This window comes from Streptomyces sp. NPDC040589 (assembly GCF_055594445.1).
Window position 1 is genome coordinate 48850 of record NZ_JBVIWP010000008.1, and the last position, 21542, is coordinate 70391.

Annotated in this window: 21 protein-coding genes; 11 read left to right on the forward strand and 10 right to left on the reverse strand. The window is 70.7% G+C overall.

Annotated elements, in window-relative coordinates; all coding sequences use genetic code 11:
* Nucleotides 1–4: 4 nt before the first annotated feature.
* On the reverse strand, nt 5–1414 hold the full coding sequence (locus ACZ58V_RS30225) for a hypothetical protein (protein WP_471293894.1): 1410 nt from the start codon (nt 1412–1414) through the stop codon (nt 5–7).
* Between the two features lie 18 nt (nt 1415–1432).
* On the reverse strand, nt 1433–1903 hold the full coding sequence (locus tag ACZ58V_RS30230) for a GtrA family protein (RefSeq protein WP_468194390.1): 471 nt from the start codon (nt 1901–1903) through the stop codon (nt 1433–1435).
* A gap of 106 nt (nt 1904–2009) precedes the next feature.
* Between ACZ58V_RS30230 and ACZ58V_RS30235 the strand changes: the two genes are divergently transcribed.
* Nucleotides 2010–2993: a glycosyltransferase family 2 protein gene (locus ACZ58V_RS30235; RefSeq protein ID WP_471293897.1), complete on the forward strand. Its 984-nt coding sequence runs from the start codon at nt 2010–2012 to the stop codon at nt 2991–2993.
* Between the two features lie 87 nt (nt 2994–3080).
* Complete coding sequence (locus tag ACZ58V_RS30240) at nt 3081–3641, forward strand: hypothetical protein (protein WP_471293900.1); 561 nt, start codon at nt 3081–3083, stop codon at nt 3639–3641.
* On the opposite strand, the gene ACZ58V_RS30245 is transcribed toward ACZ58V_RS30240, so the two are convergent.
* Nucleotides 3634–4146 (reverse strand): DUF2165 domain-containing protein, encoded by a 513-nt coding sequence (locus ACZ58V_RS30245; RefSeq protein WP_468194397.1) that lies wholly within the window; start codon nt 4144–4146, stop codon nt 3634–3636. The two genes, ACZ58V_RS30240 and ACZ58V_RS30245, sit on opposite strands and share 8 nt — an antisense overlap.
* Before the next feature lie 165 nt (nt 4147–4311).
* Between ACZ58V_RS30245 and ACZ58V_RS30250 the strand changes: the two genes are divergently transcribed.
* Together ACZ58V_RS30250 and ACZ58V_RS30255 are read left to right on the forward strand one after the other, a co-directional pair.
* On the forward strand, nt 4312–5262 hold the full coding sequence (locus ACZ58V_RS30250) for an ABC transporter ATP-binding protein (RefSeq protein WP_468194400.1): 951 nt from the start codon (nt 4312–4314) through the stop codon (nt 5260–5262).
* Nucleotides 5259–6110: an ABC transporter permease gene (locus ACZ58V_RS30255; protein WP_471293904.1), complete on the forward strand. Its 852-nt coding sequence runs from the start codon at nt 5259–5261 to the stop codon at nt 6108–6110. Before ACZ58V_RS30250 ends, ACZ58V_RS30255 begins: the two co-directional genes overlap by 4 nt.
* Here ACZ58V_RS30255 and ACZ58V_RS30260 read toward each other — a convergent pair.
* Both ACZ58V_RS30260 and ACZ58V_RS30265 read right to left on the reverse strand, forming a co-directional pair.
* A complete protein-coding gene (locus ACZ58V_RS30260) occupies nt 6107–6289 on the reverse strand; it encodes a DUF397 domain-containing protein (RefSeq protein ID WP_471293907.1) in 183 nt (60 codons plus the stop codon). The genes ACZ58V_RS30255 and ACZ58V_RS30260 overlap by 4 nt on opposite strands.
* Nucleotides 6286–7098 (reverse strand): helix-turn-helix domain-containing protein, encoded by an 813-nt coding sequence (locus ACZ58V_RS30265; protein WP_471293909.1) that lies wholly within the window; start codon nt 7096–7098, stop codon nt 6286–6288. The genes ACZ58V_RS30260 and ACZ58V_RS30265 overlap by 4 nt, the downstream gene beginning before the upstream one ends.
* Nucleotides 7099–7211: 113 nt before the next feature.
* On the opposite strand from ACZ58V_RS30265, the gene ACZ58V_RS30270 reads away from it, so the two are divergent.
* The 4 genes from ACZ58V_RS30270 (at nt 7212) to ACZ58V_RS30285 (ending at nt 9637) form a co-directional block, all read left to right on the forward strand.
* Nucleotides 7212–7646 (forward strand): ATP-binding protein, encoded by a 435-nt coding sequence (locus ACZ58V_RS30270; protein ID WP_471293911.1) that lies wholly within the window; start codon nt 7212–7214, stop codon nt 7644–7646.
* Nucleotides 7646–8254 (forward strand): hypothetical protein, encoded by a 609-nt coding sequence (locus ACZ58V_RS30275; RefSeq protein ID WP_471293913.1) that lies wholly within the window; start codon nt 7646–7648, stop codon nt 8252–8254. The genes ACZ58V_RS30270 and ACZ58V_RS30275 overlap by 1 nt, the downstream gene beginning before the upstream one ends.
* A gap of 226 nt (nt 8255–8480) precedes the next feature.
* Nucleotides 8481–9263, forward strand: a complete 783-nt coding sequence (locus tag ACZ58V_RS30280; protein WP_471293915.1) for a helix-turn-helix domain-containing protein — start codon at nt 8481–8483, stop codon at nt 9261–9263.
* A gap of 20 nt (nt 9264–9283) precedes the next feature.
* Nucleotides 9284–9637: a hypothetical protein gene (locus ACZ58V_RS30285; protein ID WP_468194417.1), complete on the forward strand. Its 354-nt coding sequence runs from the start codon at nt 9284–9286 to the stop codon at nt 9635–9637.
* Here ACZ58V_RS30285 and ACZ58V_RS30290 read toward each other — a convergent pair.
* Nucleotides 9606–10121 carry a GNAT family N-acetyltransferase gene (locus ACZ58V_RS30290; protein WP_471293918.1) on the reverse strand — a complete coding sequence of 172 codons (516 nt, stop codon included), beginning with the start codon at nt 10119–10121 and terminating at the stop codon, nt 9606–9608. The two genes, ACZ58V_RS30285 and ACZ58V_RS30290, sit on opposite strands and share 32 nt — an antisense overlap.
* 156 nt (nt 10122–10277) lie before the next feature.
* Between ACZ58V_RS30290 and ACZ58V_RS30295 the strand changes: the two genes are divergently transcribed.
* Both ACZ58V_RS30295 and ACZ58V_RS30300 read left to right on the forward strand, forming a co-directional pair.
* Nucleotides 10278–11396: an ADP-ribosylglycohydrolase family protein gene (locus tag ACZ58V_RS30295; RefSeq protein ID WP_468194422.1), complete on the forward strand. Its 1119-nt coding sequence runs from the start codon at nt 10278–10280 to the stop codon at nt 11394–11396.
* Nucleotides 11397–11574: 178 nt separating this feature from the next.
* Complete coding sequence (locus ACZ58V_RS30300) at nt 11575–12882, forward strand: phytase (protein WP_471293920.1); 1308 nt, start codon at nt 11575–11577, stop codon at nt 12880–12882.
* A 73-nt stretch (nt 12883–12955) separates the two neighbouring features.
* On the opposite strand, the gene ACZ58V_RS30305 is transcribed toward ACZ58V_RS30300, so the two are convergent.
* Both ACZ58V_RS30305 and ACZ58V_RS30310 read right to left on the reverse strand, forming a co-directional pair.
* Nucleotides 12956–14530, reverse strand: a complete 1575-nt coding sequence (locus tag ACZ58V_RS30305) for a sodium:solute symporter family protein (RefSeq protein WP_468194428.1) — start codon at nt 14528–14530, stop codon at nt 12956–12958.
* A gap of 138 nt (nt 14531–14668) precedes the next feature.
* Nucleotides 14669–15454 (reverse strand): SDR family oxidoreductase, encoded by a 786-nt coding sequence (locus ACZ58V_RS30310; RefSeq protein ID WP_471293924.1) that lies wholly within the window; start codon nt 15452–15454, stop codon nt 14669–14671.
* Nucleotides 15455–15540: 86 nt separating this feature from the next.
* On the opposite strand from ACZ58V_RS30310, the gene ACZ58V_RS30315 reads away from it, so the two are divergent.
* Nucleotides 15541–16380: a hypothetical protein gene (locus ACZ58V_RS30315; protein ID WP_468194434.1), complete on the forward strand. Its 840-nt coding sequence runs from the start codon at nt 15541–15543 to the stop codon at nt 16378–16380.
* 12 nt (nt 16381–16392) lie between these two features.
* Here ACZ58V_RS30315 and ACZ58V_RS30320 read toward each other — a convergent pair whose 3' ends face one another.
* Both ACZ58V_RS30320 and ACZ58V_RS30325 read right to left on the reverse strand, forming a co-directional pair.
* Complete coding sequence (locus ACZ58V_RS30320) at nt 16393–18273, reverse strand: MFS transporter (protein ID WP_468194436.1); 1881 nt, start codon at nt 18271–18273, stop codon at nt 16393–16395.
* 196 nt (nt 18274–18469) lie between these two features.
* Entirely contained in the window at nt 18470–21460 is a 2991-nt protein-coding gene (locus ACZ58V_RS30325) for a D-alanyl-D-alanine carboxypeptidase family protein (protein WP_471293928.1), read from the reverse strand.
* Nucleotides 21461–21542: the final 82 nt, after the last annotated feature.

Sequence of the window (21542 nt, forward strand, 5' to 3'; positions counted from 1 at the left end):
CGCTCTACCGACCCCCGGTGTCCGCCGGCTGATGTGCCGTCACGGCACGGTCGGCTGCGGCACCGGGGCTCTTCGGCGGCGGGGGAGCCGTGCCCCGGCCCAGCCACAGCAGGGCCAGCCCCAGGGAGCAGGCGATCACCGGCCAGTAGAGGTAGCGGAAGTCCGTCGCGGGCATGATCGGCAGATAGCCGAGGATGTAGGCCGCCGAGCTGATGCCCAGCGCCCGGACCGGCAGGCAGAACACGCCCTTGCCCGGGCGGACGGCCAGCACCAGTGCCACGGCGAGCCAGAACCAGCCGCGGAACAGCCACGGCAGGTCACTCGCCATGCCGCGTACGTACGTGCTGAGCATGTCCTCCAGGCGGGGGTGCGCCACCTCGACGCCCAGGTCGTTGCGGGTGATCCCCGCCTTGTAGACGTAGCCGGTGTCGAACAGCAGACTCGCGAAGAGCCGCAGCCGGTACTGGAGATACCCCGGCACATGCCCGCTCATCTCGTCCAGCCACAGGGACGTGATCTCGCCCGAGTCCCCGCGCAGCCCGTCCGCCGGGCGCGCGTAGCAGGCCCAGTAGGCGTCCGACAGGGCGCCGACGCGCCGGCACTCCTCGGCGGAGGCGACGAGCCGGTCCCTGAGGCCGGGTGACACGTCCGCCGACCGGAGTTCGTCCACCCGCAGGACGTGGACCAGGTCGTCGAGCATGATCTGTGTGCCCTGTTTCGTCTCCAGGGGCCGGGCGAACAGGGAGATGGCGGCGGCCGGCACGACCAGGGCGGCCACGAGTGCCGCCGTGCACGTCACCCACGTACGGCGTCCGGGTGAGCCCCACAGCGCGAGGACCAGCAGGACGAAGACGGGGATGGCGGCGAAGAAGGCGTTCTTGCGCACCAGCATGGCGTACGCGAGGAACAGCACGCCCAGAGCGAGCAGCCCCCACCGCAGGGCGGGACGGCGAAGGCCGCTGTCCCGCGGTCGCAGCCGCAGCCCGGTGAACGCGACCGCGCACGCGGCGAGCAGCGCGAACGCCGCGTGGACGTCCTTCCAGATCACCCCGACGAACGTCAGCACGAAGGGCGCCAGTCCGAGGCCGAGCACGGCGAGTGAGCCGCCACGGCTACCGGTCAGCCCCCACACGCACCAGGACAGCACTCCCAGTGCGCCCCAGAAGACGAGGGACTGCAGGACGAGCATCGACGCGATCGAGCCGGTGACGGCGATGAGTGCCCGCCACACCAGGCTCAGCACGGGCGGGTGCCAGTCCGTCAGGGGCAGCTTGCCCTCGGCCTGGCGGAGCTGGTCGAGGCTGTCGGGACTCAGATAGCCGGGGGCGAAGACGAGGACCGTGGCCAGGCAGCAGCACGCGGCGACGGCGGCCAGAACCCAGACCCAGTGCTGCACCAGCGGCTTTCGTCTCATATGTCGGATATTAGCTTCTCAGGGTGTGACGAAGACGTAGCGCCGGTAGGCGTAGAAGCGGAACAGGGTCGCGAGCACCCAGCCGAAGATCCGGGCGGTGTTGTCGCTGAGCGCCGAGTCGAGCCCGAGCAGTTCCCGGGAGGCGAAGACCGTGCCGGCCGTGATGAGCAGCCCGACGCCGTTCGCCACGAGGAACAGGAGGAGTTCGCGGGTCACCTTCTCGCGGTGCTGGTGGCGATAGGTCCAGTAGCGGTTGCCGACCCAGCTGAAGAGCGCGGCCGCCGTCGTCGCCAAAACGGACGCCTGGACGGGCGCGGTCCGCAGCACTCCGCCCTGCGCGCCGCCGGGCACACCGAAGACGAGCAGGTTGTAACCGCCGTTGTCGACGACGAAGGCCAGGGCCCCGACGACACCGAACTTGGCGGCCTCGCGCCAGATGCCCTTGACAGCGTCCCGCGCACGCAGCGCGGCAGATGCGAGGACCGGCACACGGTGAGAGTAACGACCCGGCGCGCCCTCACCGCACAGCCACGCTCATATCGCAATATTTCCTATTGTGTGAGCATTCGGCCCGAGATCCGAGGAGGGAGCGGCCGTGGAACCGACGATCGCGTGTGTCGTGCCGTGTCACAACGAGGAGGCCGCCATCGGCAAGGTGGTCCGCGACCTGCGGGCGGCCCTCCCCGAGGCCGTCGTCTACGTGTACGACAACGCCTCCACCGACCGCACGGTGGAGATCGCCCGGGGCGCGGGCGCGATCGTCCGGGAGGAGTCCCGCAAGGGCAAGGGCAATGTCATCCGGCGCGCCTTCGCCGACGTCGACGCCGATGCCCTGCTCCTCATCGACGGCGACGACACCTACGACGCCGCCCGCGCCCGGGACCTGGTGGACCTGCTCTTCGAGGGGCCCTACGACCAGGTAGTGGGCGCCCGCCGGGTGACGGTCGACGGGGCCTACCGGGCGGGACACGCGGTCGGCAACAAGCTGCTCACCGGGTCCGTACGGTCCCTGTTCGGCAACGACGTGACCGACATGCTCAGCGGCTACCGGGTCTTCTCGCGGCGCTTCGTGAAGTCCTTCCCGGCGCTGGCCCGCGAGTTCGAGACCGAGACCGAGATGACCATCCACGCCCTCCACCTCCGCCTCCCCACCGCCGAGGTCGTCGTGGACTACCGGGTCCGGCCCGCCGGCGGCGAGAGCAAACTGCGCACCTACCGGGACGGCTGGCGCATCCTGCGGGTCATCCTCGATTTGGCGCGGCGCGAGCGCCCCTCGCTCGTCCACACCGTGATCGCGGGTGTGCTGGCCCTGGTCTCGGTCATCCTCGGCATCCCCGTCATCGCCGACTTCATCGAGACGGGCACGGTGCCCCGTGTCCCCACGGCGATCCTCGCCGCCGCCATCATGACCATCGCGGCCCTCGTCCTGCTCGTGGGCTACATCCTCGAGTCGCTCATGCACATGCGGCAGGAACAGTCACGGCTCGTGCACCTCTCCTACCCGGCCCCCGCCCGCGCGCCGCTCCACACCGCCCATGGCGCCGGAACCGGTCCGGTACCGGTCCGCAAGACCCCCTGAGGCCGCCGGGAAAGGGCCATGCGCGCAGTACGATGATCGGAACCCCGATGTCCGTGCGGGGTCCCGTGACCGAGGAGATGCGTGCCCGTGCCTGCCCGACTTCCTTCGTGGGCCTGGACGACCGGGCTGACCGTGGGAGCGATAGCCGCGGTGACGGTCCTGGCCGTACAGGCGGACCGGGGCCCGCACCCCACCGCCACGTCGGCCAAGCCGAGCAGCGCGGCCTCGGCGGGCGTGCGGCCCACCCCCACCGCGTCCGCACCGACCCGGGTGCCCGACGGCTCCGGCACCGGCCGCCGCATCGTCTACTCCCTCGGCGAGAAGCGGGTGTGGCTGGTCGACGCGAGCGAGGGGCGCCGCCGTACGTTCACCGTGTGGCCGGGCACGGTCAGCCCCGACCCCGGCTCGTACACGGTGTCGTCGCGCAATGAGGGCACGACCGGCTCGGACGGCGTCCAGATCGAGCACATCATGTACTTCGCCGCGAAGTCCGGCGTCTCCGTCGCCTTCTCCAACGCGGTCGACGGCGCCTCACCGCCGCCCTCCGCCTCCGGCACCAAGACGGGCGGAGTCCGGATGCGGAAGGCGGACGGCACGGCACTGTGGGCGTTCGGCACGGTCGGTACGACCGTGGCCGTGGTCAAGTAGCGGGAGTCTGCGTCCCCCGGTCCGACATCTGGTTGACGATCAGCACGACACCGCTGAACAGGAAGACACGGGTCGCCGCGTCCAGCCCGTTCCAGTTCTCGGACTGCCACATCGAGAACCACTCGCCGCCGATCCCGATGAACCCGGCCCCGAACAGCAGCATCACCATCAGCAGCCCGTACGTCGACAGCTGCCGGGCCCGCCGCTGATCACGCCTGGCCCACAGCCAGCTCCCGGCTATGAGGACGAACGCGGCGACCGTCTCCCACGCGATGATCGCGATGTACGCGGCGTCCTGAAGGGCCTCGCTCGTGATGGCCCGCCACATCAGGTCCTCGTCCTTGAACGTGGTGTCCATGGCCAGCACATGCCGGACGAACTGCTGGTTGGTGCCGAAGTCGGTGATGTTCCCGAAGGCGACGAGCGTCATGTAGAGGGCGATGGTGGCGGTGAGCAGCATGGCGGCAAGAGGCAGCACGCCGCGTGAAGTTGGGGAGGTGGCCATGCCGATCATTCTCCCCGGACGCCGGGGCGGACGCGACACCGCGAACCGGCTCTGCTCCGTGCGCGCTTGGTCCCGCACCCGTATGAACGTTCGGTAATGTGTTAGTCAAGGGAGGGCCCGTCCGAGGCTGCTCCGCACACGCAAGTCGCCCGGGGGAAAACGCAGATGACGGATGCTCACGCTTTAACCGAGCCCGAGGCCGGGAGTGAGGCCGGGAGCGGCAGCCCACCACCTGACAGCGACGCCGTCATCGCCGTACGCGATCTGCGCATGCGCTACCGCGGCAGCCATGACGTGCTGAAGGGCGTTGGCTTCAGGGCCCGGCGAGGCGAAGTGATCGTGCTGCTCGGCCCGAACGGCGCCGGCAAGACGACCACGATCGAGGTCCTCGAAGGCTTCCGGATGCGTTCGGACGGTGACGTGACCGTCCTCGGCACCGATCCGGCTCACGGGGACGAACAGTGGCGGGCACGCCTCGGCATCGTGCTGCAGTCCTGGCGAGACCATGGCAAGTGGCGCGTGCGCGAACTGCTGGCCCATCTCGGCTCGTACTACGTGCCCTACTCCACCGCCACCATCCAGCGCCCCTGGGACGCTGACGAACTCCTGGCCGCGGTGGGGCTCACCGAGCACGCGGACAAGCGGGTCGGGACTCTGTCCGGCGGTCAGCGCAGGCGTCTCGACGTGGCCATCGGCATCGTCGGCCGACCCGAGCTGCTGTTCCTCGACGAGCCGACGGCCGGTCTTGACCCGGAGGCCCGGAACGAGTTCCACGGCCTGGTGCGCGGGCTCGCGGACGAGAACACGACCGTCCTGATGACCACGCACGACCTCGCCGAGGCGGAGAAGCTCGCCGACCGGATCCTGATTCTGGCCGGTGGCCGGATCGTGGCCGACGGTTCGGCCGAGGAGCTGTCCCGGCAGGCGTCGGCGGAGGCCACCGTGCGCTGGACGCTGGACGGACGGCCCTTCGAGAAGGCGACGGCAGAGCCCACCCGGTTCGTCCGTGAGCTGTTCGAGGAGCACGGCGAGGCGGTCGGCGGGCTGGAAGTGCGCCGGGCGAGCCTGGAGGACACCTACCTGACGATGGTGCGAGAGCTGGAGGCATCCCGATGAGCCCGGTGTGGCACGCGGCCGGAGCAGGAGTCCGGCGCGGCTGGACGGAACTCCGGCAGACCTTCACCACCGGCCAGGACGTGTTCGGCTACGTGCTCTGGACGATCCTGCTCATGGTGCCGCTCTTCCTGCTCAAGGACGATCCGCTGAAGGGCGCCGGCATCTCGACCGGCGCGTTCATGCTGCCGAGCATGCTGGGCATGACGCTCGCGTTCACCGGGATGATGACCACGGCACAGCTGCTCGCGACCGAACGTGAGGACGGCACGCTGCTGCGGGCCAAGGCCGTGCCCAACGGCATGGTCGGTCACCTGGTCGGCAAGATCATTATGGTGTCGGGTACGGCCTTGGCCTCCATGGCCCTCCCCTTCGCCGTCGGCCTGCTCCTGGTGGACGGAGTCGCCCGGCAGGGCGGCGGAGCGTTGCTGGCGCTGGTGTGGGCGATCCCGCTGGGTCTCCTGGCGACCCTGCCGATCGGCGCCGTCATCGGCTCACTCGTCAGCAGTCCGCGCACCATCGGGTTGCTGATGCTCCCGGTGATGGGACTCGTCGTGATCTCCGGTATCTACTTCCCGCTGTCGGAACTGCCCGAGTGGCTGCAGACCGTCGGGCAGATCTTCCCCGTGTACTGGCTCGGCCTCGGTCTCCGGTCCGCGCTGCTGCCGGCCGACGCGGTCGCCGTCGAGATCGGCACATCCTGGCGGCACTTGGAGACGGCGGGCGTGCTGGGTGCGTGGGCGGTCGCCGGTCTGCTCCTCGCACCCTCCGTCCTGCGCAGGATGGCCCGCCGAGAGTCCGGGGCGGCGATGGCGGAACGGCACCGGAAGGCGATGCAGCGGGTCGGTTAGCGTCCCGCCGCGAACTCCAGGAACTCGGACCAGGTGCCGCTGGTGAAGGCCAGACGGGCGCCGTCCTCGTTCTTGGAGTCGCGGATGTGGATGGTGGGGTGGGATATGGCGGCCTCTACGCAATCCGGACCGTCATTGCTGCTGTAGCTGCTCTTGAACCAGGCGAGTTCAGCGGTCACGTCTCTTCTCCCAGAACTTTCTCGATGAAGGCCAGGGACTCTCGGGGCGAGAGGGCCTGCGCCCGGATCATTCCATAGCGCATGTCGAGGATTTGGGCGTCCCGGGTGTCGCTGATCACGCGATTGTGCAGCTGGGCCTCGAAGTGTCCCAGCGTCTTGCCCTCCTGGAGCTTCAGCACTCGGAACGGGCCCGCCATGCCCGCGTGGTCCTCCCGATCCGTCGGCATGACCTGGATCGACACGTGCCTCAACTTGCCGATCTCCAACAGATGTTCGAGCTGTCGGCGCAGCACCATTCTGCCTCCGATCGGCCTCCGCAGCGTGGACTCTTCCTGGACAAACGTGATGAGCGCTCGCGGCACGCGATCGAACACGGCCTTCCGCGCCATACGCGCCGCGACGTGCCGCTCGATCTCGTCCTCCGTGAAGGCCGGCCGCCTCATGGCGTACAGCGCCTGGGCGTACTCCGGGATCTGGAGAAGCCCGTGGATCTGATGGTTGTCGTAGGCGCCGAGCTCGACGGCCTCGTCCTCCAGCTTCGCCAGGTCCCTCACCTTCTTCGGATACCGGGCCTTCTCCACGTCCTCCTTCATCGCGGAGAGCTTGCCGCCCGCGCCGAGCACCTCATCGGCCTTGTCGAGAAAGTCCGGCTTGGGAACGCGCCGGGCCCGCTCGACGGACGAGACCATCTCCTCCCCGTACCCGATGGCCGCCCCCAACTCCGCCTGCTTCAGCCCGGCGGCCTCGCGCCACATCCTGATCTGCCGCCCGACCGTCCTGAGCACGGCCGCCGCCTCCTCGTCCTCCACGCCTTCCCCTCCTGACGTACCAGCCGTACGACCCCCCGAGGTGTCCGGACAGCCACGCTCCGTACCGGGGTCGTTGCTGTTCAGAGTAGGGACGAACGGCCACGCTGGGTGACATGAGTCAGAAATCCCCCACGCAGATCCCGCTCCTCACCCGCCACTTCGCGATCCAGCTGTCCGCCACCCGAAGAGGCGCTCGGCTGGCTCGCCTGCTCGCCGAACGCCAACTCGACGAGTGGGGCGAGCCTTACGACGCTGCCGCGCAGGTGGTGGCCGAGCTGGCGTCCAACGCCGTGCTGCACGGCCGCGTCCGCGGCAGGGACTTCCGGCTCGGCCTGAAGCTGCACGCCGACCGCACGCTCCGCGTCGAGGTCACCGACGCCCGGGGCGACCGGATCCCGCGAGACCCGGAACCGGTGGCGGAGGACGCGGAGTTCGGCCGGGGCCTGCGGATCGTCGCGGTGTACGCGAGCCGTTGGGGAGTGGAGGAGGCACCGGCTCACGCCAAGACGGTGTGGGCCGAACTGAGTCTGGGATCTAGGGTGACGTGATGGACGTGGGGGCGGTCTTGATAGCCGTGGCCGGAGTGGCGGGAACTCTGGGGGGAGCCCTGCTCACTCAACGCGGTGCCGAGAAGGCCAAGCGGCGTGAGTTGGAGATCGCTCAGGCGATTCAGGAGGCGCGGGAGAACCGTGAACTCCGGCGGCGCTGCTATTCGGAGCAGCACCGGGACGCGAGACAGTTCTGCACGGCCCTGAGCCGCCATCTGTACGGGCTCCGGGACCGTACGCCCGGTGGCGAGGACATTCAGGCGCTGGAGTCCGCCAAGGACTCCTACCGCGACCGCTGGTCCGAGGCCCTGATGATCGCGCCGGACGCGGTGATCACCCCGGCCCGGGAGGTGAACGGGGCCCTGAACAGGGTCTATGGCCAGGTCAAACGCCTGGAGCAGGGAAACCCGCGACCCGGTGAAACCCTGCGGTCGGCCGTCGAGGCCCAACACGGCCTCTGGCCTTTGATAGCCGCCATGAGAGAGGCGATGCGCCGAGACCTGGGGATTACGGAGGACGCCGACCACGGTACGGAGATGCCCTCTTATTACGGCGACGCCACCGCCTTCTTCCACGACTTCGAGGAGCCGGATCGCGGCCCGTCATGACCCGGCTGCTCCCGACGCCAAGAACCAAAGAACCGGGCAAAGAACCAACCCACCCCCACCGCCCCCGCAGCTCACCCGCAGGGGTGAACATCGCCAACTCAACTGGCGTGGAAGGCAGTCGATGGTGCAGCGTCAGCGCAGACAACCCCACAAACGAATACGGCCCCCGCCGGGACTGCCATCCCACTGCGAGGGCCTGATCACCTAGGAAGAACGGACCTTCCCGATGACTGACCAGCACCCTAGCGCGCCCGCACGCGCGCAGTCCGGCACTTCCGGTGTCCAGCACGTGACGGAACGCCACGAGGACAACTTCACGGTGGTCGGCAACCACCTGGCCCAGCACCCGGACCTGTCCCTGACGGCCATCGGCCTGGCCGTCCACATCCAGTCGCTGCCCGCCGGAACCCCGATCGGCATCAAGGCACTGACGGCCAAGTTCCAGGAGGGCGAGATCCGGATCGCCGCAGCCCTCCGCGAGCTGGAGACCCACGGCTACCTGACGCGCGCCAGGGAGCGTCTTCAATCCGGCCGAGTCGTAACCCGCACGGTCTCGTACAACAAGCCCCGGACGACGATCCTGGAGCACCGCCCGGCCTCCCCTCCGCCCCGGACGGAATCCCCGGCCCCGAAGCCCCACCGCACCGCCGCCGACCTCCTCACCGGCCTGCGTGCGGCCGACTCCCGCCTGCTGCTGAGCGAGCGCGACGTGCATCGTCTGGCCCCGCAGGTGTCGGCCTGGCTGGAGCGGGGCGTCCCCGCCGCGGCGGTGGAACGGACCCTGACGTCGGGCCTGCCCCACGACCCGATCAAGCACCCGGCGGCCTTCGTCGCCCACCGCCTGACCACCCTCCTCCCACCGCCCCTCCCCACGGCCCCACCCCACCCGGCACCCACCCCCCGCCCGGCCCCGCTCCAAACCTGCGACGGCTGCGAACGAGCCTTCCGGGCAGTGCGTCCCGGCGGCCGGTGCCGCGACTGCCGCCCTGCCGAGCGGGACGCGGCCTAGGCATGCGACCGCTGATCCCCATGTCTCAGCTGGCCCCGGACGCGCTGCGTGATGCCGTCGCCCGGATCGCCCCGGGTCGGCTGCCTACGCTCACGCGGCACCTCTTCGAGGCCACCACCAACGCACAGCAGACCCAGAGCCTCGCCCCCCTGCGCGCCTTCGTGCACTCCTGGGCGGTCTTCGTCGCGATCGAACGACACCCCGCGCGGGCTGAGCGGCTGCGGGAGCTGGAACGGATCGTGGACGTCGGCGAAGAGGACCCCTCCGACGCCATCGCCGAGATCCGCGCCATCCGGGAGGCCGCAGAGGCAGAGGCAGGCCTGTGGCGGACTGGTCCTGGGACTACAACCCGAGCTCCTTCTCCAGCAGCGTGAAGGACTTGGGCGTTCCGCCCGGCTGGGGCTTGCCCTCCTTGTGGCCCACTATCCGGTAACCCGCGTCGCGGTAGTACGCGGTGAGCTGGGTGTTGCCGGCCAGGCAGTCCAGGCGTACGTGGGTTCGGCCCGCAGCGGACACGCGGTGTTCCGCGGCCTCCAGCAGCAGCCGTCCCGTCCCGGGCGGGGAGGCGCTCCGGTTCACCATGAGGCGGTGCACGTACCCGGCCACGGGCGGCTGCGGGCCCCAGGCGGCCTCGTCCTCCCACCACAGTTCCCAGGCGCCGGCGACGCGCCCGTCGGCCTCCGCGAGCCAGACCTCGCCCTGGGTCATGACCCGGCGGAAGTGGGACTCGTCGAGCTCTCCCGGCTGCCACTGCCCGGTGATGCCGCGGGTCAGCATCCAGCGGGCCGCGTCGTCGCGGAGGCGGACGAGGGTGGGCAGGTCGGCCTCGGCGGCCGGGCGGACGCGTAGATCGTTCATCCGGGGATCCTCGCACACCTGTCCGATACCTCGGGTGCTCAGAGCGACGGTCCGTAAGCCGGCCGTGAAGGCGCCATTCCACCCACTGAACCCACCGTCCCCGTTCGATTACAGTGCCTAGCTGTCGTACGTATGGACGGTCCCTGGGAGGTCAAGGTGGGTGCGACTGCCGGCGCCGTCTGGGGCCGTACGGAGCAGCAGGACTTCCGCAGCAGGGTGCGCGGGACGCTGCTCGGCGTGGCTGTGGGGGACGCGCTGGGCACGCCCGTGGACGGGCTGGTGGTCGACGGGATCAGGGAGGCGCACGGGGCTGAGGGGCTGGTCGATCTGGCCCCCGCCTACGGCAGACGCGGTGCTGTCACGCACATCACGCAGCTCACCCTGTTCTCCGTGGACGGACTGATCCGGGCCCAGGTGCGCCGGGACACCGGAGCCTGGCATCCGCCCACCGATGTGCACCGGGCGTATCTGCGCTGGGCCGCCACCCAGCGGGACTGGGGGCCCGACGAGCGCCGCAAGGACGACGGCTGGCTCGCGCGGGAGGAGTGGCTGTACGCGCGGCGGGATCCCCACCGCTCGCTGTTGCTGGGGCTCGGCGACGAGATCATGGGCACCCCGGAGACACCCAAGAACCCCGGTGAGGCCGGGCCCGAGGCCGCCACCCGGTCCGCCCCGTTCGGACTGCTCGTGGGCTGGGAGCCGCAGCTCGTCGCGCAGCTCGCCGTCGAGTGCGCGGCGCAGACCCACGGGCACCCCACGGCTTCGCTCGCGGCGGGTGCGTACGCCGTGATCGTGCATGCCCTCGCCCTCGGCGAGAGCCTCGACGCTGCCGTGCAGCGGGCCTTCGCGATGCTGGCCGCCCGGCCCGGGCACCAGCCCGTGTCGGACGCCCTCCAGCACGCGCTGGGCGCCGTACGGCAGGGGATGCCCGGCCCGGAGCGCGTGAGCGAGCTGTGCGGGGCCGGTACGGCGGAGAGCCTCGTCGGCGCCGCCGTGTACTGCGCCCTCGTCGCCGCCGACGTCCGGCACGGGCTGTGCCTCGCCGTCAACCACGACGGCCCCTCCGCCGCCACCGGCGCGCTGACCGGCGGCCTGCTCGGCGCCCTGCACGGCGAGACGGCCCTCCCTCCGGCCTGGCTGGCCGAACTGGAGGGCCGCCCCACGATCCTGGAACTGGCCGACGACTTCGCCATGGAGATGACCCAGGGGCCGGCCCTGCACGGTCCGGCGGGCTCGTCCCCGGGCTGGCTGGCCCGGTACCCGCGCGGCGCGTAGGACACCCCAGGTCCATGCCCCCTTCCCATTGCTCACTCCCATGGCATGAGCACGTCACCGTACAGTGGTCGTTCCGTCACCTTCGGTCCACAGGATCCACACGGCCCGACGCGGGGATCACCTCTCCGTGGCTGCTCCACCGGGTCTCGTCCGTTCATCCCCCCTTCGTGGAGGCACTGTGCGCAACCTGCGCGGGACACAGACGGCCGCGGTCGCCGCGGCCCTGACGGCCATGGCGGTTCTGCCCACCTCGGCCCGGGCCGCCGACTCCGGGCTTCCGGAGGTGACCGCCACCACCGAGACCCCGGCCCTCCACGGCGACGACGCCGGCGGCAACGCCGACGCCGACGACCCGGCGATCTGGCGCAGCGCCGCCGACCCCGACGCCAGCCTGGTGATCGCCACCGCCAAGGAAGGCGGCCTGCGCGTGTACGACCTGGCCGGCAAGGAGGTGCAGTCGATCCCCGCGCCGCCCGCCCCGGCTCCCGGCGCCAAGCCGGGCCGCTTCAACAACGTGGACCTGATCTCCGGGTTCCCGCTGCCGACCGGCCGCGCCGACGTCGCCGTCGTCAGCGACCGGGGCCGCGACCACCTGCGGATCTACCGCATCACCCCGGGGGCGGCCCGGCCGCTGACCGACGTCACCGACCCCCACGCCCCGCTGGTCTTCTCCAAGACCGAGGACGAGGTCAACGACCAGGCCACCCCCTACGGCCTGGCCACCTGGAAGGACAAGGCCACCGGCCGCTCCTACGCCGTGGTCAGCCGGCGCAGCCGCACCCGGCTCGCCCTGCTGGAGCTGAAGGCGACCTCCAGCGGAGCGGTCTCCTACCGGCAGGTGCGCACCTATGACCTGCCCGCCTCCTTCACGCTCCCCGACGGCCGGTCCTGGACCCCCTGCACCGACCCCGGCGATCTCCCGCAGGTCGAGGGCATGGTCGTGGACCCGGCGAACAAGGTGCTCTATGCCGGCCAGGAGGACGTCGGCATCTGGCGGCTCCCCGCCGACCTCGGCGGCAAGCCGAAGCTGATCGACAAGGTCCGGGAGTACGGCGTCCCCGCCACCTACGACGAGGCGACCGAGGAGTGTGTCGCGGGCGCGGACCCCGGCTACGGCGGCACGCACCTGTCCGCCGACGTCGAGGGCCTGACCATCCTCGACGAGGGCTCCGGCGACGGCTACCTGCTCGCCTCCAGCCAGGGCGACGACACCTTCGCCGCGTACGACCGCGAGGTCTCCGACGACAACGAGTACGAGAGCGGCTTCCGGATCACCGCCGGCACCGTCGACGGCTCCGAGGAGTGCGACGGCGCCGCCGTACTGAACGCGCCCCTCGGCTCCCGCTACCCGAACGGCCTGCTCGTGGTGCAGGACGGGCACAACACCCCGGACGAGACGGACGCGGACGGGGAGGTCCGCGACAACACCGACTTCAAGTTCGTCGACCTGCGCAAGGTCACCGGCGCGCTGGACGAGGACGACTGAGCACATCGCACCGTACGCCTCCGCCCCTCTGGGCGGAGGCGTACGTCCGCATCGCGGCTCGCGGGAGAGGCCGTCAGTCCTTCACGGTCGTGCGCGTGGCGGTGTCCTCGACACCGCCCGCCGGCGCGGGTACGGCAGCCGCGGCGGCCCCGTCGCCGTCCGTGTTGATCCGCTCGATGATCGCCAGCCGCTCCGGGGTGTCCTCCGGCCTGATGTAGCCGACGAGGATGTAGAGGACCAGGGAGACCGCCAGCGGGATCGACACCTGGTACTGGAGCGGCACGCCGCCCTCGACGTTCCAGTGGATCGGGTAGTTCACCAGCCAGAACGCGAGCAGGCCCATCGACCAGCTGGTGAGCGCCGCCGTCGGCCCGGAGCGGCGGAACGCGCGCAGCAGGCCCAGCATCATCGGGATGGCCATCGGGCCCATCAGACCGGCCACCCACTTGATGACGACGGTGATGATGTCCTTGAACGCGGGGGAGTTGACCTGCGTCGCCGCCGCCATGGACAGGCCGAGGAAGACGACCGTCGCGATCCGGGCGACCCGCAGTCCCTGGCTCTGGTTCCACGTCCGCGCCCTGGCCCAGATCACCGGCGCGCAGTCCCGGGTGAACACCGCCGCGATGGCGTTGGCGTCCGAGGAGCACATGGCCATGGTGTGCGAGAAGAAGCCGACGATGACCAGGCCCAGCAGGCCGTGGGGCAGGAGCTGTTCGGTCATCAGGGCGTAGGAGTCGGAGCCGTCCTGCTTCTGCGACTCGACCAGCAGCGGCGACATCCACATCGGGAAGAACAGCACCAGCGGCCAGACCAGCCACAGGATCGCCGAGAGCCGCGCGGAGCGCTCGGCCTCCTTCGCGTTCGGCGTGGCCATGTAGCGCTGGGCCTGGTTGAGCATGCCGCCGTTGTACTCGAAGAGCTTGATGAAGAGGAACGCGAGCAGGAAGACCGTGCCGTACGGGCCGACCAGCGGTTTCTCGTGGCCCTGGAGTTCGGGGGAGTCCCAGACCCCGAAGAAGCCACCGTGGTCGTCGAGTCGTACGAACACCGCGACGAACATCGCGATGCCGGCCAGCAACTGGATGATGAACTGGCCGAGTTCGGTGAGCGCGTCCGCCCACAGGCCGCCGATCGTGCAGTAGACCGCCGTGATGCCGCCGGTGATGAGGATGCCCTGGTTGAGGGAGATCCCGGTGAAGACGGACAGCAGCGTCGCGATCGCCGCCCACTTCGCACCCACGTCGACGATCTTCAGCAGCATGCCGGACCAGGCCAGCGCCTGCTGGGTCTTCAGGTCGTAGCGGTTCTTCAGGTACTCCAGCGGGGAGGCCACATGGAGGCGGGAGCGTAACCGGTTGATGCGCGGTGCGAAGAGTTTGGACCCGATGGCGATGCCGAGGGCGATCGGGAAGGACCAGGTGACGAAGGAGGTGACGCCGTAGGTGTAGGCGATGCCCGCGTACCCGGTGAACATCACCGCGCTGTAGCCCGACATGTGGTGCGAGATGCCGGAGAGCCACCACGGCATCTTGCCGCCTGCGGTGAAGAAGTCGCTGACGTTGTCCACGCGTTTGTGCGACCAGACGCCGATCGCGACCATCACGGCGAAATAGCCGATGAGCACGGCCCAGTCGAGACCGTTCATGTGCGCCCTCCCAGGGGTCAGCCCAGCGATCAGCCCGGCGCTCATCGTGGGCGCTGCTGCGTGAACACGACAAGTGACGGTCAGGTCAAGGAGGGGTAAAAATGTTCGGCGTGATGGTCTCGATTCATCTACGTGAACTCATCGCATCAACTCCCCAGCGTTGACCAGCAATGACTGCCCGGTGATCGACCGGGCCCGGTCCGACGCCAGGAACACCGCCGCGTCGGCCACATCCGAGTCCGTCGCCAGTTCGGGCAGCGCCATCCGCCCGGTCAGCCGCTCCAGGACCGTCGCCTCGGACACGCCCTCCGTCTGTGCCGTGAACCGCACGTACGCCTGCACCGGCGGCCCCCACATCCAGCCCGGCAGCACGGTGTTGACCCGGATCCGGTGCGGCCCCAGCTCCCGTGCCAGCGAGTACATCGCGCTCGTCAGCGCCCCCTTCGAGGCCGCGTACGCCGCCTGCCGCACCTGGGACGGAGCCGCCACCGCCGATTGCGTCCCGACGAACACGACGGATCCGCCGCCTTGTTTGAGCGACGGCAGGCAGGCCCGGGTCATCCGCAGTGTGCCCAGCAGGTTCACGTCCAGCACCGAACGCCAGCTCTCGAAGTCCGCGTCCTCGACACCGCCGAAGTAGCTGTCCAGCGCGGCCACATGCACGACCGCGTCGATCCGCCCGAACCGCTCCGCCGCCAGCCCCGCCAGCGCCTCGCACCGCGCCTCGTCGGTGATGTCGACGACCCGGTAGGCGGTGTGCGCCCCGCCGGGATCGATCTCGGCGGCCGCCTTCGCCAGGTTCGCCTCCGTCCGGGCGCCGAGCACGGCCCGCCCGCCGTCCCGCACCACGGCCGCCGCGACCTGCCACCCCAGCCCGGCCCCGACCCCCGACACCACGACCGTCTTCCCCGCGAGCAATGACATGGCAGGACCTCCCCGAAGCCGGACCCCTGGCGCTTTATCTGACGGAGCGTCAGAGTATGGGCCTGTCACCGACGAAGGGGAAGGGCATGAGCGACGACACCCGCAGCGAGCTGTACGCCGAACTGGCCGCCGTCGGCCCCTACGGCACCCACCCCGGCCACGCCCTGATCACCATGGTCGAACCGCACCCGGGCCACGAGTACGCCTACAACCGCTGGTACGAGGACGACCACTACTACGCCGGCGCGATGGCCATGCCCTGGATGTACGCGGGCCGCCGCTGGGTGGCGACCCGGGACCTGCAACTCCTGCGCTACCCCGAGAAGTCGGCGATCGCCCAGCCCGTCACCACGGGCTGCTACCTCTCCACGTACTGGATCACCGCGGGCCGCTACGACGACCACATGCGCTGGACGGTCGCCATCAACAAGCGCCTCAACCGCGACGGCCGCGTCTACCAGGACCGCACCCACGTCCTCACCGCGTTCCAGGACCACGAGGCGACCGTGTACCGGGACGGCGCGGCCGGCCCGAGGGACCAGCACGCCCTCGACCACCCCTACGCCGGCCTGGTCCTCCAGGTCGTCGAGGCCGACACCCCCGAGCAGCGCGCCGAGCTGCTGGAGTGGCTGCGCTCCCGCCACCTGCCGAAGCGCCTCGCGGGCTCCCCGGCGGCGATGGTGACGGTCTTCCGCCCGACCCCGCTCCCCGGCGACCGCATGACCTACGTCAAGCAGGTCGAGGGCGTCGACACCCGACTGACCCTGCTGTGGTTCCTCCAGGCCGACCCCAGGGAGTGCTGGGAGGACCGCTTCACGGGCCTCGACACGGTGGTGGCGGAGGCGGGGCTCGGCAGGGTGGAGCTGGTGGCACCGTTCGTACCGACCCTGCCGGGCACCGACACCTACGTGGACCGGCTCCGCTGAGAACTCAGGCGATCAGCGCAGCTCCTGCGGGCACGGAGTCCCCCGGGGGAACTGATACGGCGCCGCAAGCCGGTACGTGCCCGCCTTCGGCGCGAGCAGCTCCGTCCACTTGTCGCCGTGCGCGTCCTCCTCCGTCTCTGTGAGGCAGCCGTTGACGTTGACGTACGTCTTGGGCTCGCCCTCGGGGCGGTTACTGGACTCCGCCGTCTCCCGCGGCGGCTTCAGACTCTTGCCCTCCGCGTCGACGATGCTCAGCCACGGCGTGTACGGGATCCGGACCAGGACCCGGCCCGCCTTCTTCACCTGAAGGATCATCTCGCCCTGCTCGGCCCGGTCGACCACTGTGTTCGGCGCTGCCAGCGGGGTGGGGTCGGTCACCTTGAACAGCTGCCAGTTGGCATCGCCCCAGACCTGGTTCAGATAAGGCAGGCCGCGCTGCACCAGTGCCCGTTCCCGCTGGCCGCCGTCGCCGTCCGGCTCACCCTTCGGCAGGACGACGTAGTGGACCGCCCAGCGTTTCAGCCACTCGTGGTAGTTCGCGGAGTTGAGCGTGTCGTCGTAGAAGAGGGGGTTGCGTTCCATGTCGGCCTGCCGGAGCCAGCCGCGGGCCAGGTTGACGTACGGGGCGAGGGCGGAGGCCTCGCGGTGGGAGCGGGCGGGGACGACCTCCACCCGGCCCTTCTCGGCGCCCACCTCCTGCAACTCGTTGACCAGCGGAGCCAGCTCACGCGACCAGGACGCCTCCGGGGCCGTGTGGATGATGTCGTCGACCGACTTGAAGCCGATCCACACGGTGAAACCGACGAACGCGACGACGACCGCGTACCACCTGCGGCTGCGCGGCACCGTGAACGGCAGCGCGGTGACCAGCCCGACCCCGGCGAACAGCATCGCCAGACGCGTGATGTTCGAACCGATCTGGGAGCTGACCAGCCACACCAGCACGACGCTCAGTCCGTAGACCGCGGCCGTCAGCCGGACCGTCTTCCAGTCCTCAGGGACGAGGACGAAGACGAGGATCGAGAACGCGACCGGCAGGATCACCGAGCCGAATATCATCGGCTGGGTCCCCGAGAACGGGAACAGCAACGCCGACACGCCCACCACCGCACTCGGCGCCAGCCCCAGCGCCCACGCGCCCGGCCGCCGCTTCTGCAGGAACAGCGCGACCGCCACCAGGCCCACGAACAGACCCGCGACGGGCGACGCCATGGTGGCCAGCGCGGCCAGCGGCGCCGCGCACAGGGCCTTCGCCCAGCGCTTGTAACGCCACCTGTACGGCCAGCAGAACACGACGGCGACCGCGCCGAGCGCGAACATCATGCCGAGGCCGAACGTCACCCGCCCGGAGACCGCGTTGCAGAACAGCCCGAACACGCCCGCCATGGACGCCCACAGGGGGTTGCGGACGGACCGGCTGCGCAGGAGGAGCAGCGTCAGCAGCCCGGCCGACACCGTCCCCGCGATCATCATCGTCGTCCGCACGCCGAGCACCGACATCAGATACGGCGACACGATGCTGTAGGACACCGGGTGCATCCCGCCGTACCAGGCGAGGTTGTACGCCGAATCCGGGTGCCGGCCGACGAACTCGGCCCACGCGTCCTGCGCGGCGAGGTCGCCGCCGCTGTTCGCGAACGTGAAGAACCAGACGACGTGGAGCACTCCGGCGAGGCCGGTGATGGACAGGACCGGGTGGCGCAGCATGCGCTCACGCAGTGTCAGTACGGCGGTCCGCAGCCGGTTGTCGCGCTCACGGCCGGTCGTGCCGTCAGCGCCCCGTGCGTCAGCGTCCCGTGCGTCGGCTTCCCGCGTCTCGGGCATGCCTATTCGCGGGCCGGATCCCGGGTCCGGATCGGCGTTCTCGGTGCGTGTCGGCTCCGCAGTGGCCACTGAAAGGCACTCCCCGTGTCCCGTCTTCTGTTCTCAGCTTCTGCTTCCCGGCCGCGTACCGTTCACCCTCGGTTCGTGACCGCGCCGCCGCGGACGGCGACCTGCCCCGATTCGGGACGCTAGCACGCACCCCGCCGGGCGGAGCCCGGACGGGCCGCGACCGGCGGGGTGCGGTGGTGCGGGTGGGTGCCCCGGCTCAGCCGATGCGCGTGAGCTTGTCCGCGAAGCCCGGCTCCACGAGGTCCTCCTGGAGGGCGACCGGAACCTTGACCGCGCTGCTGCTGCCGTCACCGACGGTGAGCGTGCCCACCTTCTTGCCGGCCTTGGCCGTGTGCGGCAGCTCGTCCGGGGCGAACGTCAGCTTGACGGACAGGCCCGCCCAGCCGACGGCCGTGACGTCCTCGGTGACGGCGACCGGCGTACGGCCGCCGAGACCGTCGTCGGCGTACCCGACGATGTCGCCCTTCTTCAGGATCGTCGCCGACTCCAGCGCGCCCTGCGCGGCCCGGATCAGCTTGTCGCCCTCGTGCAGCGCGGCGCCCAGGATCGTGTTGTCCGGACCGCCGGCGGGCTGGCGCACGACGGCGCCGATGACCCGGTGGGTCTCGCCGTCGACGTCCTTCTTCGCCGCGAAGACGAGGTTGCCGAGTGCCGAGGTGGTGGTGCCGGTCTTGATGCCGGTGACGTCGTTGTAGCCGACCAGGCGGTTCCAGTTGTCGTGCTTGGTGCCCTTGTAGTCGACGTACGACATCATCGCCGCGACCTCGCGGAACGCGGGCTGCTCCATGGCGGCCCGGGCGAGCTTCACCTGGTCCACGGCCGTGGACACGGTCGTGTTGTTCAGGCCCGACGGGTCGGTGTACGTCGAGTTCTTCATGCCGAGGTCCTTGGCGGCGTCGTTCATCTTCTGCACGAACGCCTTCTCGGACCCCGCGTCCCAGCGGGCGAGCAGTCGCGCCACGTTGTTCGCGGACGCGATCAGGATGCTCTCCAGAGCCTCCCGCTGAGTGATCTTGTCGCCCTTCGTCACATCGACGGTCGACTCCTGGCCGGCGTCGGACTGGTCCTCGGCCGCCTGGTCGATCCCGATCTTCGGCCCGTCCTCGCCGCTCTTCAGCGGGTGCTCACGCAGGATCACATAGGCGGTCATGACCTTGGCGACACTCGCGATCGGCACGGGCTTCTGCTCGCCGGACGAGCCGAACGTACCGATGCCCTGCACGTCCAGCGCGGCCTGGCCGTCGGCCGGCCAGGGGATGTCGACCTTGCCGCCCTCGAAGGTGTAGCTGTCCTTCGCGGTGAGCTGGAGCGTGGGCGTCGGCAGCGGGCGCACGTTCTGCACGACCGCGAAGACGATCACGAGCAGCAGCGCCAGCGGCGTCCAGATCTTCACCCGCCGTACGGCCGTCCGCAGCGGGGTGTCCGGGGGCGGCGGGGTGTTCGTCAGCTCGGCCAGCATGTCGAGCGGCGGCCGCGGCGGCAACGGCTGCTGCGTGGTCCGCTCGGGGCTGACGGTGGGGACGGGGGCGGTGGTTTGGGCGGGTGCGGGTGCGGGTGCGGGTGCGGAGGTGGCCGGTGCGGTCGGCTTCCGTGTCGCCGGGTCGTCCAGCGGCTTGAGCGCGACGAACTTACTGGTCCGCTCGGCGTCCTTCTCGGGAGCGCCCTTGTCCTTGGTCGCGCCCCCGATCTTCAGCATCGTGGTCGGCTGGTCGACCGCCGGCCGCGGCGCCTTGAAGACAGCGGTGGGCTGATCGACGACGGGTTCGGCGGGGCTGTCGCCGCCGTCCTCGCCGTCGTCGTCCGACTTCCGGCCCTCGCCGGTGCCTTCGCCTTCGTCGCCGGTCTTCTTGGCTTCGGGGGAACCGTCCTCGGAGTCGTCGGAGGTGCGCGGGTCGTTGGGCTTGTCGGCCTTGTCGGCCTTGTCGTCGGTGGCCGTCGTGCTGTCGGTCTTCGGGGAGGACTTGGAGTCGTCGGAGGTGCGCGGGTCGTTGGGCTTGTCGGCCTTGTCGTCGGTGGCCGTCGTGCTGTCCGCCTTCGACTCGGACTCGGCGTCGTCGGAGGTGCGCGGGTCGTTGGGCTTGTCGGCCTCGTCGTCGGTGGCCGCCGTGCTGCCGCCCTCGTCGGGCTTCGTTCCGGCCCCGGACCCGGCGGTGCCCGGCTCGCTGGCGGCGTCGGCGTCGGCGTCGGCCTTGGCCTCTGCCTCGGGGGTGTCCGCGTCCGTGCTGTCGGCGGTGGCGGAACGGTCCGCCTCGTCCTCGTCCTGGCTCGCCTCGGCGCCCTCGGACGCCTCCTCTACGGCTTCCTGGGCCCCAGGGGCGTCCGTAGGCTCGCCCGGGCTCTCGCCCGCGCTCTCGGCGGCCTCCTGGCCCTCCCGGGCGTCCGCGTCGGCCTCCGCGGGCTCGTCCGCGCTCTCGGCCTCCTGGTCGTCCGTCTCGGCCTTCGTGGGCTCGTCCGTGCCCTCGGCGGCCTCCCGGTCGTCCGTGGAGTCCTTCTCGGAGCTCTCTGCGGGCTCCTTGCCCTCGTCCGTGTCCGCCGACGCGACCCACGCGGCCACCGCGTCCCGCAGCCGCCCGTCACTGCCCGCGGTGTCGTCACCCTGACCGGAGCCGGAGGACTCACTGCCCTCGGCGGAGCCGGAAGCCTCGGCGGCACCCTCCGCAGGCTCCCGGGCCTCATCAGCCGCCGCGCCCGCGTCGGCCTCGGCGTCACCCGCCGCGTCGCTCTCGCCCCGCTCGGCGTCGCCCGCCGTACCCGCGGCATCCGCGTGGCTGTCGCCGGGCTCGGCGTTGCCTGCCGCGCCCTCGGCGCCCGCGTCGCTGTCGCCGTCCGCGGCATCACCCGCCGCGTCGCTGTCACCCCGCTCGGCGTCGCCTGCCGCGCCCTCGGCCCCCGCGTCGCCGTCGCCCTCCTCGGCGTCACCCGTCGCGTCCGCGGGCTCCTTGGGGCCGGAGGCCTCGGGCGGCGTGTCCGTCGGCTCGTCCGACGTGCGGACGGAGAACACGCGGGTCGCCGTGTCGACGCCGCCGCGTGCCGAGGACTTCTCCGCGTCCCGGGCCACCGCGAGGCGCGGGTCCCGGGCTTCCGCGGACGCCTCGCTCCTGGCTTCCGGAACCGGACTCGCGCTCCCCGACGTCCGTTGTGCCGACGACTCGCGCTTCTTCGACCTGTCGGGGGACTCGCCCGCCACCGATGCCTCCTCCTCGCGCCGCACTCCCCGCGTACGCGTAACGAACCGTGAACCGCCGCCGTGACACCGCTCCCCGGCGCTG